We start from the raw sequence: 13,194 nt of genomic DNA on the forward strand, positions 1-13,194 counted from the left end.
GCGTCTTAGGCTTTAAGCCTTTTTCGCCGCTTCGCGGTACACGAGCAGCGGGGGCTTGTTTTCGTCGATGGTCGATTCCTCGACCACCACCTTGTCGACATTGGTCGCGTTCGGCAACTCGAACATGGTGTCGATCAGCGACTGTTCAAGGATCGAACGCAGACCGCGTGCACCGGTCTTGCGGGCCAGCGCCTTGCGGGCGATCGCCTTGAGCGCCGCCGGACGGATCTCGAGGTCCACGCCTTCCATCTGCAGCAGCTTGGTGAACTGCTTGACCACCGCGTTCTTGGGCTCGGTGAGGATCTGCACCAGCGCGTCCTCGGAGAGCTCGGCGAGCGAGGCGACCACGGGCATGCGGCCCACCAGTTCGGGAATCAGGCCGAACTTGATCAGGTCCTCTGGCTCGACCTCGCGGAACACTTCCGTGAGGCTGCGCTGCTGCTTGCTCTTGACCGCTGCCCCGAACCCGATGCCCGAGGCCTCGGTGCGGTTTTCGATGACCTTCTCCAGGCCCGCGAACGCGCCGCCGCAGATGAACAGGATGTTGGTCGTGTCGATCTGCAGGAAGTCCTGGTTCGGGTGCTTGCGCCCGCCCTGGGGCGGCACGCTGGCCATGGTGCCTTCGATGAGCTTCAGCAGGGCCTGCTGCACACCCTCGCCCGACACGTCGCGCGTGATGGAGGGGTTGTCGGACTTGCGCGAGATCTTGTCGATCTCGTCGATGTAGACGATGCCGCGCTGGGCGCGCTCGACTTCGTAGTTGCAGCTCTGCAGCAGCTTCTGGATGATGTTCTCGACGTCCTCGCCGACGTAGCCGGCTTCGGTCAGCGTGGTGGCGTCGGCCATCACGAAGGGTACGTCGAGCATGCGCGCCAGGGTCTGCGCCAGCAGCGTCTTGCCCGAGCCGGTGGGACCGATCAGCAGGATGTTGCTCTTGCTGAGCTCCACGTCGTCGCCCTTGGCCTTTTCCTTGTGGCGCAGGCGCTTGTAGTGGTTGTAGACGGCCACCGACAGCATGCGCTTCGCCGGCTCCTGGCCGATCACGTAGTTGTCGAGGTTGGCCTTGATCTCCAGCGGCGTCGGCAGGTCGCTGCGCGCTTCGCGCGCTTCCTCACCCGCCGGGAGCTCGTCGCGGATGATCTCGTTGCAAAGGTCGATGCACTCGTCGCAGATGAAGACCGAAGGGCCCGCGATCAGCTTCTTGACCTCGTGCTGGCTCTTGCCGCAGAACGAGCAATAAAGCGTTTTTTCGCTGGAGGAGCCTTTTTTATCGGCCATGGACATTTGCCTCGTTACAGGGTAGGGACAATGATAACTAAACAAAAACGGCGTTCCCCGTGTGGAAAACGCCGTCTTTTGCCATTTGGCGCCCTCGGCGCCGGCGTTTAACCGCGCTTGGTGACGACCTGGTCCACCAGGCCGTACTCCTTGGCCTCGTCAGCCGTGAGGAAATAGTCGCGCTCCGTGTCGGCCTTGACCTTTTCCAGCGGCTGGCCGGTGCGCTCGGCCAGGATACGGTTCATCTGGTCCTTTGTACGCAGGATGTCCCGTGCGTGGATCTCGATGTCCGTGGCCTGGCCGCGTGCGCCGCCGAGCACCTGGTGGATCATGATCTTCGAGTTGGGCAGCGAGAATCGCTTGCCCTTCTCGCCGGCAGCCAGCAGGAAGGCACCCATGCTGGCCGCGAAGCCCAGGCACATGGTCGAAACGTCGGGCTTGATGAACTGCATGGTGTCGTAGATGGCCATGCCGGCGCTCACGCTGCCGCCCGGGGAGTTGATGTAGAAGGAAATGTCCTTGTCCGGGTTCTCGCTCTCGAGGAACAGCAGCTGGGCCACCACGAGGTTGGCGGTCTGGTCGTTGACCTCGCCCACCAGGAAGACGATGCGCTCCTTGAGGAGGCGCGAGTAGATGTCATACGACCGCTCGCCGCGGCCCGATTGCTCGATGACCATCGGGATCATGCCGAGGGCCTGGATATCCTGTGCGCTCATGAATTTGCTCTCCGGGAAAAGGGATCGTTCGCTGTTTCTGGAATGTACGCCTTGAGTGAAATGGGGCTCGTGCCGCAAAGCACAAGCCCCATCGGCGTAGCGGGCGAAGACGGAGATCAGCCCTGCTGCTGAGCCATCAGCTCGTCGAACGAGACCGACTTTTCGTTGACCTTGGCCTTGCCCAGCACGAAATCGGTCACGTTGTTCTCGATGACCACGGCTTCGACTTCCGCCAGGCGGTTGTTGTCGCTGAAGTACCAGCGCACCACGTCGGCGGGCTTCTCGTAGCTGGCGGCCAGCTCGTCGATGTGGGCCTTGATCTGCTCGGGCTTAGCCTGCAGGTTGTTGGCACGCACCAGCTCGGCGACCACCAGGCCCAGGCGCACGCGGCGCTCGGCTTGCGGGCGGAACACTTCGTCGGGGATCGGAGCCTTGTCGGCATCCTTGATGCCGCGCTGCTTCAGCTCGGCGCGGGCGCCTTCGATCATGCGGTTGACTTCCGCCTGCACGCTGGCGTTGGGCAGGTCGAGCTCGGCGTTGGCGACCAGGGCATCCATGACGGCGTTCTTGTTGCGCGCCAGCAGGCGGAACTTCACCTCGCGCTCGAGGTTGCGCTTGATGTCGGCGCGCAGGCCTTCGACGGTGGCTTCGGCGATGCCGAGCGACTTGGCGAGCTGCTCGTTGACTTCGGGCAGGTGCGAGGCTTCGATCTTCTTCACGGTGACGAGGAAGTCGGCCTGCTTGCCGGCCACGTCCTTGCCGTGGTAGTCGGCCGGGAACGACAGCGGGAAGGTGCGGCTGTCGCCCGACTTCATGCCGCGCACGGCGTCCTCGAATTCCTTCAGCATCTGGCCTTCGCCGACGACGAACTGGAAGTCTTCGGCCTTGCCGCCCTGGAAGGGCTCGCCGTCGATCTTGCCTTCGAAGTCGACGGTCACGCGGTCGCCGTCCTGGGCCACGGCGTCCTGGGCGCGCTGGGCGAAGGTGCGGCGCTGCTTGCGCAGGATGTCCAGGGTCTTGTCGATGGCGTCTTCACCGACTTCGGCCGACAGCTTCTCGACTTCGGCACCCGACAGGTCGTTGATCTTGACGTCGGGGAACACTTCGAAGACGGCGTCGAAGGCCAGTTCGCCTTCGGGCGCGCCTTCCTTCTCGGTGATGCGGGGCTGGCCCGCGACGCGCAGCTTGGCTTCGTTGGCGGCCTGCGAGAAGGCCTCGCCGACCTTGTCGTTCATGACTTCGTAGTGCACCGAGTAGCCATAGCGCTGGGCCACGACGTTCATCGGCACCTTGCCGGGGCGGAAGCCGTCCATCTTGACGGTGCGCGCGAGCCTCTTGAGGCGCGAATCGACTTCGGACTGGATGGTGCCGACCGGCAGGGTCAGCGTGATCTTGCGTTCGAGCTTCTCGAGGGTTTCAACGGTCACGGTCATGATGTCTTCCTGGTGAGGGGCTGCCGCGCAATGCCTGTGTCTTTTGTCGATACGGATCAAAGACTTGCACGCGCTGGCGGGATTTAAGCGGAGGCACGCGTGTGCCGCCTGCAAAACTGGGCAACCTGCAATTCTAATCTGGCCGCAAAGCGGGTTTTCACGGGGTTGGAGCCGGGGCCCGGCGGCGGTCAGGTTCGTCCAATATTCAGCCCGTAGAGTGGCCGTGTCATCCTCCTGCACAGGAACGCACAGGAAAATCTCATGCTCCAGCGAATGTTCGCCGCCCTCGCCTTCACCCTTGCCCTGGCACTGGGCCTGCCCTCGCTCGCGCAGGCCGGGACCGAGGCGGCCGCGCCGAAAGACCCCACCATCCAGCAGATCTACGAAGCGGCCAACGGCGGGCGCATGTCCGATGCCGACGCCATGATCGCGAAGGTGCTGAAGGATCATCCCGACAGCGCGAAGGCCCATTTCGTCCACGCCGAACTGCTCGCGGCAGAAGGCAGGCTGCAGGACGCGAGAGGTGAGCTCGCGAAGGCGAAGAAGCTCTCACCCGGCCTCGATTTCGCCAGGCCGGAAGCCGTCGAACGGCTCACGAACAAGCTCGACTCGCCCGCGCCGCGATCCGTGAACACGCCTTCGCGCGTCAGCGAGTCCGCTCCCACTCCCGCACCTGTGACAAGCGAAGGCAGGACGGGCTCCGTGCCGTGGATGCCGATCGCCCTCGTCGGCCTGCTGGTCGTGGGCTACCTGGCCTTCCGCAGCCGGGTGGCGCCGCCCGCGGCCGCGCCTTCGCCGTCGTACGGTCCCGTGCCCGGCGCACCCGGCGCGCAAGGCATGCCGGCGGGCTACGGAAGCTACGGTCCCGGCGGCAACTGGACGCCTGCGCCCCCGCCTGCGGCAAGCCCCGGCATGGGCCTCGGCTCAGCCCTCGCCACCGGTGCGGCCGTGGGCGTCGGCGCGGTGGTTGCGGAAGAAGCCGTGCGCCACTGGATGCACGGGCGCAGCGACAACGGCGTGTTCGACAGGAACGACAGCGGCACGACGACGCACGTGCCCGACAGCGGCAACACCGAGATGGGCCGAAGCCTCTGGCCCTCGTCGTCCACGCCCTCGACCTCGCAGGAGCCCGACCGCTTCGTCGACAACGACTTCGGCATCAAGGACACGAGCTCCTGGGACGACTCGAGCAGCAGCGGCGGCAGCTTCGACAGCGGCAGCAGCGACAACGACTGGTGAAGAAAACGAAGAGGCAGAAGGAAAAAGCCCCGCTCCTTTCGGAACGGGGCTTTTAGTCTGCTCGATAGAACGGGCTACGTGCAGGGCTGGTGCGCGGGGCCGGACTCGAACCGGCACGTTCTTGCGAACGTCAGGACCTAAACCTGGTGCGTCTACCAATTTCGCCACCCGCGCGATGCCAATCTTTTTTCAGGTGAATGCAAAAGCGGACGGCCTTTTCGCACCACGGATTCCCGTGGGCCAAAGACCATCCGCTTGAAATCGGTCAGCCAGCGATTTTAGACGCTAATCGGCCGCGTTTCCGGCTCACGCTTCACACGGAATGCAGCGGCGTACATCGCAGGCAGCGCGAGCAGGGTCAGCACCGTCGCCACGATCAGTCCGCCCATGATGGCGACGGCCATCGGCCCCCAGAACACGCTGCGCGACAGCGGGATCATCGCCAGCACCGCCGCGGCGGCCGTCAGCACGATGGGCCGCAGTCGGCGCACCGCGGATTCGACGATCGCATCCCACGCCGGCACGCCCGCCGCGCGGTCGAGCTCGATCTGGTCGATCAGGATCACCGCGTTGCGCTGGATCATTCCCATCAGCGCGATCACGCCCAGCAGCGCGACGAAGCCGAAGGGCCGGTTCAGCACCAGCAGCGCACCTGCCACGCCGGCGATACCCATCGGACCGGTGATGAACACCAGCAGCGAGCGGCTGAAGCTGTGCAGCTGCAGCATCAGCAGCGTGAACACCAGGAACAGCATGATCGGCACGCCCGCCACGATGGAGGCGGAGCCCTTGCTGCTTTCCTCCACCGCACCGGCCACCTCGATGCGGTAGGCGCCCTGCCCGGCCGCGACCCAGCCGGCCTCGAGCTCGCGCAGCTTCGGCAGCAGCTGCGCGGTCACGGTGGCGCCCTGCAGGCCCTCGACCACGTCGCCCTGCACGGTGATGGCGTAGTCGCGGTTCTCGCGCCACATCACGCCCGGCTCCCAGGTGAACACCGGCTTGGCGATCTGCGTGAGCGGAATCGAGCGGCCCGAGGCCGTCGGGATGTAGGCGTTGCCGATGTCGGAAATGGCCTGACGCTCGTCGGGCGCCTGGCGCAGCACGATGTCGATCAGCAGGTCGTTCTCGCGGTACTGGCCCACCGTCGTGCCGCTGAACATGGTCTTGGAAGCCTGCGCGATGGCCTGGCTCGTCACGCCCAGGGCGCGCGCTTTGGCCTGGTCGATCTCGAGGCGGATCACCTTCACCGACTCGTTCCAGTTGTCGTTCACGCCGCGCATGTTGGCGTTGTCGCGCAGCACGGCCTTCACCTCGTCGGCATGGCCGCGCAGCAGCGCCGGGTCGGGGCCGATCACGCGGAACTGGACCGGGTAAGGCACCGGCGGGCCGTTGGGCAGCAGCTTGACGCGGCCGCGCACCTCGGGGAATTCCTGCGCCAGCAGCTGCGGCAGCCTGATGCGCAGGGTCTCGCGCACCTTCAGGTCCGTGGGCAGCACGATGAGCTGCGACACGTTGGTCTGCGGGAACACCTGGTCCAGCGGCAGGTAGAAGCGCGGCACGCCCGAGCCGATCCAGGTGCTGACGGTGCTCACGCCGGCCTCCTGCATGATGCGTTTCTCGACGCGCTTGGCCACTTCCTCGTTCGCGGCGAACGAGGTGCCTTCTGGGAACCAGATGTCGACCAGGATCTCGGGCCGGCTCGAATCCGGGAAGAACTGCTGCTGCACCTTGCCCATGCCGAAGATGCCCAGCGCGAAGATCAGCACCGTGGCGCCGATGGTCATCCAGCGGTGCTGCACGCACCAGTTCACCGTCTTGCGGAAGGCGTTGTAGAAGGGCGAGTCGAAGAGCTCGTGCGGCGTCGCGTCAGGAGTGGACTGGCCAGGCGACTCCGTCGCAGCCGCGTGCGGCTTCACCTTGAGCAGCAGCGTGCCGAGGTAGGGCACGAAGTACACCGAGACGATCCACGACAGCACCAGCGCGATCACCGTCACCGCGAAGATCGCGAAGGTGTATTCGCCCGTCACCGACTTGGCGATGCCGATCGGCAGGAAGCCAGCCGCCGTGATGAGCGTGCCCGTGAGCATCGGCTTGGCCGTCACGTCGTAGGCGAAGGTGGCGGCGCGGACCTTGTCGTAGCCCTCTTCCATCTTCCGCACCATCATCTCGACCGCGATGATCGCGTCGTCCACCAGCAGGCCCAGCGCGATGATGAGCGAGCCCAGCGATATCTTGTGCAGCCCGATGCCGAAGTAGTTCATGGCCAGGAAGGTCACGGCCAGCACCAGCGGAATAGTGATCGCCACCACCAGCCCCGGGCGCATGTCGATGTACCAGCCGAAGCGTCCGCCCTTGTGCAGGCCGAGCGAGACGATGCTCACGCCCAGCACGATGGCCACGGCCTCGATCAGCACGCCCACGAACTCGTTGACCGAGCTGGCCACCGCCACCGGCTGGTCCTGCACCTGCGCCAGCTTCACGCCGGCCGGCAGCCGCTGCCCGATGGTCACGGCCGTGGCCTTCAGCGCCTTGCCCAGCGCGATGATGTCGCCGCCCTTGGCCATCGACACGCCCAGGCCGATCACTTCCTTGCCCTGGTGGTGCACCTTGACCGAAGGCGGATCGATGTAGCCGCGATGGATGTCGGCGATGTCGCCGAGCTTGAGCTGGTTGCCCGAGCTGCCGCGGATGGGCATCTCGCGCAGCTGGTCGACGCTGGTGAACTGCCCCGCGACGCGCACCTGCACCACGTCCGCCGGCGACTGGATCGTGCCTGCGCTCTCCACCGCGTTCTGCGAGCCGAGCTGCGAAAGCACCGCGTTGAAGTCGAGCCCCAGCTGGGCCAGGCGCTTCTGCGAGATCTCGATGTAGATCTTCTCGTCCTGCACGCCGAACTGGTCGACCTTGGCCACGTCCTTCACGCGCAGCAGCTGCTGGCGCACGTCGTCGGCCATCGTCTTGAGCTCGGCGTAGCTGAAGCCCTCGCTCTCCAGCGCGTAGATCACGCCATAGACGTCGCCGAAGTCGTCATTGAAGAACGGTCCCTGCACGCCTGCCGGGAGCGTGGCGCGCATGTCGCCGATCTTCTTGCGCACCGTGTACCAGACGTTGGCCACCTCGGTGGACTTCGACGAATCCTTGATGTTGAAGATGATCTGCGACTCGCCGGGCTTCGAGTAGCTGCGGATCTTGTCGGCGTACGGGGCCTCCTGCAGCGTGCGTTCGAGCTTGTCGGTGACCTGCTCGGCCACCTGCTGCGCTGTGGCGCCGGGCCAGTAGGTGCGCACCACCATCGCACGGAAGGTGAAGGGAGGGTCCTCGTCCTGCCCGAGCTGGAAGTACGCGAATGCGCCCAGCACCATCAGCACCACCATCAGGTAGCGCGTGAGGGGCGCGTGGTCCAGCGCCCATTTGGAGAGATTGAAGCCGGAAGGCTTGTCGGTGGGGTTCGCTGCGCCGCCGCTCATTTGGCGGCACCCGATGCGATCTCCTTGTTCGTCGCAGCGACAGCCGTGACGGGCTGTGCCGACTCCTTCGCAACGGCATTGGCGGCAGCCGCGGCCGCCTCCCTGGACTGGTAGATGGTGACCTTCTGCCCCGGCGACAGCACGTGCACGCCGGCCGCCACGACCATCATGCCGGGCGAGATGCCGCCGGCGATCACGGCTTCGTTGCCGTCGGCGGTGGCCACCTGCACGGGCTGCGAGCGCACGGTCATGGTCGACTTGTCGAGCACCCACACGGCCGTGCCCTTGCCTTCCTGGCGCAGCGCGCTCGTCGGAAGCTTCATCACGGGAGCGCTGGAGTGCGCGAGCGCCTGCGGGCGCGCATAGACCGTGGCCCCGAGCGGCGGCGCGGTGGCGGCGTCGATCGCTACCTTGACCGAGTAGGTGCGCGTGACCGCGTCGGCACTGGCCGCCACCTCGCGCACCTGGCCCTGCAGCTCATTGCCTCCGGACCAGCCGCGCACCGTGACGGGCGAGCCGGTCTTGATCAGCGTGGCGCGGTCTTCGGGCACCGCGAACACCACGTCGCGCGCGCCGTCCTGGGCGATGCGCACCACCGGCGTACCGGCCTGCACCACCTGGCCCGGCTCGGCCTCGATGGCGGTGACGATGCCGGCCACGTCGGCCACCAGCGTCGTGTAGTTGGCCTGGTTGCCCTGCGATGCGAGCTGCGCCTGGGCCTGTTCGAGCTGGGCCTGCGCGGCCTTCCAGGTGGTTTCGCGGCGCTCCAGCTCGGCGCCGCTGATGAAGTTCTGGGCCCGCAGTTCGGTGTAGCGCTTGAGGTCGGCGGCAGCGAGGTCGCGATTGGTGAGCGCAGCGGCCTGCTGGGCGCGTGCGGCTTCGGCGGCCAGGCGATAGTCCTGCGGATCGAGCTGGGCCAGGACCTGGCCGGCCTGCACGTGCTGGCCGAGCTCGGCCTGGCGCTTCGTGATCTTGCCTCCCACGCGAAAGCCCAGGCGCGATTCGACGCGGGCTCGCACCTCGGCCGAGAACTCGGGCTGGGCATCGAATTCGCTGGTCCCCACGGTCACGAACTTGACCGCCCGGACCGGATCTTCGGCCGCGGGCTTCGGAGAGCAGCCGGCCAGAAGCACGGCGGGAAGCAGCAGCCAGGCGGCGCTGCGCACACGGAACGGAGAGACGGTGGAGGCGGTCATGAGACACCCTGGATAGGACGAACCGAGTCATTACTGACCCACTGGTTAGTAATCTAGGGTAAACGTGAACCAGTGTCAATGACCCGTTGGTCACTAGGACGCCCGCCCGCCGAAAAAATCTAGGTGCGCTGGCCCATCTCCACGAGGCGGTTGTCAGGAAGCTCGAAGTAGTCCGATGCCCGTCCCGCATTGCGCTGCAGCCAGCCGAAGAGCGCACGCCGGACCGGGTTCATGCCCGGCAGGTTCTCCTCGCCCACCGAGGCGCGCGAGACGAAGTACGAGGTCTTCATCGAATCGATCGCCAGCGTCTTCTGGTAGGCCAGGATGCGGATGAATTCCGGCACGTCGGGCCGCTCCATGAAGCCGTGGCGCGCCGTGACCATCCAGATGCCCTCCATCAGCTGCTCGGCCTCGATGCGGATGCGCGCGTCGACGCGCGGCGTGTCGCAGGCCAGCACGCGCAGCACGATCACCTGCTCGTGCAGCACCTGGTTGTGCTTGAGGTTGTGCAGCAGCGCATGCGGCACCGCCGTGGCGTCGGGGTTCAGGAACACGGCCGTTCCGCTCACCCGGTGCGGCATGTGCTGCGCCAGCGACTCGACGAAGGGCCGCAGCGGCAGGCTCTCGGCGGCGGCCGCTTCCAGGCCCAGCCGGCGCCCCTTCGCCCAGGTGGTGAAGAGCACCATCACCACAGCCGCCACGGCCAGCGTGAGCCAGCCGCCCTCGGCCACCTTCAGGCTGTTGGCGATCACGAAAGTCAGGTCGACCACCGCGAAGGCCGCGACGCCGATCACCACCGCCACCTTGTTCCAGCGCCACAGCCCCCAGGCCACGATGCCGGCCAGCAGCGTGGTCGTCACCATGGTGATCGACACCGCGATGCCGTAGGCCGCCGACAGTGCCCCCGAGCTCCTGAAGCCCAGCACCAGCAGCAGCACGCCCACCATCAGCAGCCAGTTGACCGTCGGCACGTAGATCTGCCCGATGGCCGTGCCCGAGGTCTGGATCACCCGCATGCGCGGCAGGTAGCCCATGCGCATCGCATGCGCCGTGAGCGAGAACGCGCCCGAGATCACCGCCTGCGAGGCGATCACCGTCGCCATCGCGGCGAGCACCACCATCGGCAGCACGCCCCACGAGGGAAAGAGCCGGAAGAACGGGTTGTCGATGGCCGCCGGGTTCGCCAGCACCAGCGCGCCCTGCCCGAAGTAGTTGAGCACCAGGCCCGGCAGCGCGATGAAGAGCCACGCAAGGCGGATCGGGCGGGCGCCGAAGTGCCCCATGTCGGCATACAGCGCCTCGCCGCCCGTGAAGGCCAGGAACACCGCGCCCAGCACCGCCAGCGACTGCGCCCGGTGCTCGACCAGGAAGCCCAGGGCACGGCGCGGATCGAGCGCGGCGAGCACCTGGGGCTGCTGCAGCACCTGCCACGCGCCGGCCGCCGCCAGCACGATGAACCACAGCAGCATGACCGGCCCGAAGATCTTGCCCACCGTGCCGGTGCCCTTCTTCTGCACCATGAAGAGCGCGATCAGGATCGCCACCGTGATCGGCAGCACCGCACGCTGCAGCACCGGCGCCTGCACCTCCAGCCCCTCGACCGCCGACAGCACCGAGATGGCCGGCGTGATCAGGCTGTCGCCGTAGAACATGGCCGCGCCCACGAGGCCCAGCAGCCCGATGACGTTCCACACCCAGGGCTTCGTCTTAGGCCCAGACACGGCGCTTCGCGCGAGCGCCTGCAGCGCCAGGATGCCGCCCTCGCCGTCGTGGTCGGCGCGCAGCACGAACACCACGTACTTCAGCGTGACCACGAACATCAGCCCCCAGAAGATCAGCGAGAGCAGGCCCAGCACCGAATCGGGCGTGAACGGCACGCCGTGCTCGGGGTTCATCGTCTCCTTGAAGGCGTACAGCGGCGAGGTGCCGATGTCGCCGAACACGACGCCCAGCGCTGCGACCATGAGCGCCGGCCCCGCCGGGTGCGCCGCCTCGCCGTACGCTGAAACCTGTGGCCCGGAAGCCGGAGCGGATGCTTTCATGAAGCGGGAGTTCGTAGTGGCGACGCTGCGAGCATAGTGCCGGGGCATTGCATCGTGGCTGACAATCGTGGCGTGTCCGCCACTCCCCAACACGCCGCGCCGCCGGCGCACTACGAAAACTTTCCCGTAGCCTCGTGGCTATGTCCGCCGCACCTGCGCCCGCCCATCGCGGCGATCTACCACTTCGCGCGCACCGCGGACGACATCGCCGACGAAGGCAGCGCCTCGCCCGCCGAGCGCCTGGCCGACCTGCACGCCTACCGGGAAGAACTCGCAGCCGCAGCCCGCGGCGAAGTGCTGCCCGAATCGCGCTGGCCCCACGTCTTCGGCCCGCTGGCCCACAGCATCGCCCACCATGGCCTGCCCGAAGGCCTGCTCGCCGACCTGCTGAGCGCCTTCGTGCAGGACATCGAGAAGACCCGCGACCGCAGCACCTACGCCGACCGCGCCGAGCTGCTCGACTACTGCCGCCGCTCCGCCAACCCCGTCGGGCGCCTCCTGCTGCACCTGTACGGCGTGCATGACGCACAGGCCCTGGCGCAGAGCGACGCCATCTGCAGCGCGCTGCAGCTCATCAACTTCTGGCAGGACCCGAGCGTCGACCTGCCGCGCGGCCGCTTCTACTTTCCGCTGACCGACTGCGACCGGCGCGGCCTCTCGCCCGAGAACTTCAAGGTCTTCGCGCCGCTCTCGCGCGCGGAGCCTCCGCAGGAAGCTATCAATCTCATAGCAGTGATGTGTTACTGGGCGCGCGAGCTCATGACCGAGGGCGCGCCGCTTGTGCACCGGCTGCCCGGTCGCGCCGGCTGGGAGCTGCGCCTCGTGGTGCAGGGGGGACTGCGCATCCTCGACAAGATCCAGGAGCTGGGCTTCGACACCTTCAGCCAGCGCCCCACCATCGGCAAGCTCGACGCTCCGGTGCTGCTCTGGAAGGCCGTGCGGATGCGGAGACAATCACGCCCCATGAAAGCAGCGCCTCCCCGATGACCCCCGAGCAATACGTGCAAGACAAGGCCGCCGCCTCGGGCAGCAGTTTCTATTACGCCTTCCTGTTCCTTCCCAAGCCGCGCCGCGCCGCGATCACGGCCTTCTATGCCTTCTGCCGCGAGGTCGACGACGTGGTCGACGAGGTCAGCGACCCGGGCGTGGCCGCCACCAAGCTCGCCTGGTGGCGCACCGAGGTCTCGCAGTCCTTCGCGGGCACGCCGCGCCATCCGGTCATGCAGGCGCTGATGCCGCACGCCGCGGCCTACGGCATCGAGGCGCGCCAGCTCAACGAGGTGATCGACGGCTGCCAGATGGACCTCGATCAGACGCGCTACCTCGACTTCCAGGGCCTCGCGCGCTACTGCCACCTTGTGGCTGGCGTGGTCGGCGAGGTCGCCGCCCGCATCTTCGGCCAGACCGAAGCCCAGACCACCGCCTACGCCCACAAGCTGGGCCTGGCGCTGCAGCTCACCAACATCCTGCGCGACGTGGGCGAGGACGCCATGCGCGGTCGCATCTACCTGCCGGTCAACGAGCTGCAGAAGTTCGACGTGAAGGCGCACGAGATCCTGAACCGCGTGCACTCCGAGCGCTTCGTCGAACTCATGAAGTTCCAGGCCGCGCGCGCCCACGCCGCCTACGACGAAGCGCTCGCCCTCCTCCCGCTGGCCGACCGCCGCTCGCAGAAGCCCGGCCTGATGATGGCCAGCATCTACCGCACCCTGCTGCGCGAGATCGAACGCGACAACTTCCAGGTGCTCAACCAGCGCGTGAGTCTGACGCCAGTGCGCAAGTTCTGGCTGGCCTGGAAAGTCCAGGCCCTCGGACGCATCTGA

At 66.8% G+C, this 13,194-nt stretch carries 9 protein-coding genes and 1 tRNA gene; 3 read left to right on the top strand and 7 right to left on the bottom strand.

The window, feature by feature from the left end; all coding sequences use genetic code 11:
* Window positions 1-12: 12 nt before the first annotated feature.
* The 3 genes from clpX to tig form a co-directional block, all read right to left on the bottom strand.
* On the bottom strand, window positions 13-1,278 hold the full coding sequence (gene clpX, locus FHY06_RS05090; protein ID WP_026346146.1) for an ATP-dependent Clp protease ATP-binding subunit ClpX: 1,266 nt from the start codon (window positions 1,276-1,278) through the stop codon (window positions 13-15).
* Window positions 1,279-1,385: 107 nt separating this feature from the next.
* The gene (gene clpP / locus FHY06_RS05095; protein WP_019652328.1) at window positions 1,386-1,994 is read right to left on the bottom strand and encodes an ATP-dependent Clp endopeptidase proteolytic subunit ClpP; all 609 of its coding nucleotides are present in this window, start codon (window positions 1,992-1,994) and stop codon (window positions 1,386-1,388) included.
* Window positions 1,995-2,110: 116 nt separating this feature from the next.
* The gene (gene tig, locus FHY06_RS05100; RefSeq protein ID WP_184603692.1) at window positions 2,111-3,427 is read right to left on the bottom strand and encodes a trigger factor; all 1,317 of its coding nucleotides are present in this window, start codon (window positions 3,425-3,427) and stop codon (window positions 2,111-2,113) included.
* 261 nt (window positions 3,428-3,688) lie between these two features.
* Here tig and FHY06_RS05105 point away from each other — a divergent pair, with 261 nt between their 5' ends.
* Window positions 3,689-4,666 (top strand): tetratricopeptide repeat protein, encoded by a 978-nt coding sequence (locus FHY06_RS05105; protein WP_184603693.1) that lies wholly within the window; start codon window positions 3,689-3,691, stop codon window positions 4,664-4,666.
* 87 nt (window positions 4,667-4,753) lie between these two features.
* Here FHY06_RS05105 and FHY06_RS05110 read toward each other — a convergent pair.
* The 4 genes from FHY06_RS05110 to FHY06_RS05125 form a co-directional block, all read right to left on the bottom strand.
* Window positions 4,754-4,840: transfer RNA gene (locus tag FHY06_RS05110), tRNA-Leu, on the bottom strand.
* A 104-nt stretch (window positions 4,841-4,944) separates the two neighbouring features.
* Window positions 4,945-8,133, bottom strand: coding sequence for an efflux RND transporter permease subunit (locus FHY06_RS05115; protein ID WP_019652326.1), 3,189 nt, complete (start codon window positions 8,131-8,133; stop codon window positions 4,945-4,947).
* Window positions 8,130-9,329 carry an efflux RND transporter periplasmic adaptor subunit gene (locus FHY06_RS05120; RefSeq protein ID WP_184603694.1) on the bottom strand — a complete coding sequence of 400 codons (1,200 nt, stop codon included), beginning with the start codon at window positions 9,327-9,329 and terminating at the stop codon, window positions 8,130-8,132. Before FHY06_RS05120 ends, FHY06_RS05115 begins: the two co-directional genes overlap by 4 nt.
* Window positions 9,330-9,448: 119 nt before the next feature.
* Window positions 9,449-11,293, bottom strand: a complete 1,845-nt coding sequence (locus tag FHY06_RS05125; protein WP_126182355.1) for a potassium transporter Kup — start codon at window positions 11,291-11,293, stop codon at window positions 9,449-9,451.
* A gap of 150 nt (window positions 11,294-11,443) precedes the next feature.
* Between FHY06_RS05125 and hpnC the strand changes: the two genes are divergently transcribed.
* Window positions 11,444-12,358: a squalene synthase HpnC gene (gene hpnC, locus FHY06_RS05130; RefSeq protein WP_184603696.1), complete on the top strand. Its 915-nt coding sequence runs from the start codon at window positions 11,444-11,446 to the stop codon at window positions 12,356-12,358.
* Window positions 12,355-13,194 (top strand): presqualene diphosphate synthase HpnD, encoded by an 840-nt coding sequence (hpnD, locus tag FHY06_RS05135; protein WP_145758615.1) that lies wholly within the window; start codon window positions 12,355-12,357, stop codon window positions 13,192-13,194. The genes hpnC and hpnD overlap by 4 nt, the downstream gene beginning before the upstream one ends.

Origin of the sequence: Variovorax atrisoli (genome assembly GCF_014195185.1) — a bacterium.
Taxonomy (GTDB): Bacteria; Pseudomonadota; Gammaproteobacteria; order Burkholderiales; family Burkholderiaceae_C; genus Variovorax; species Variovorax atrisoli.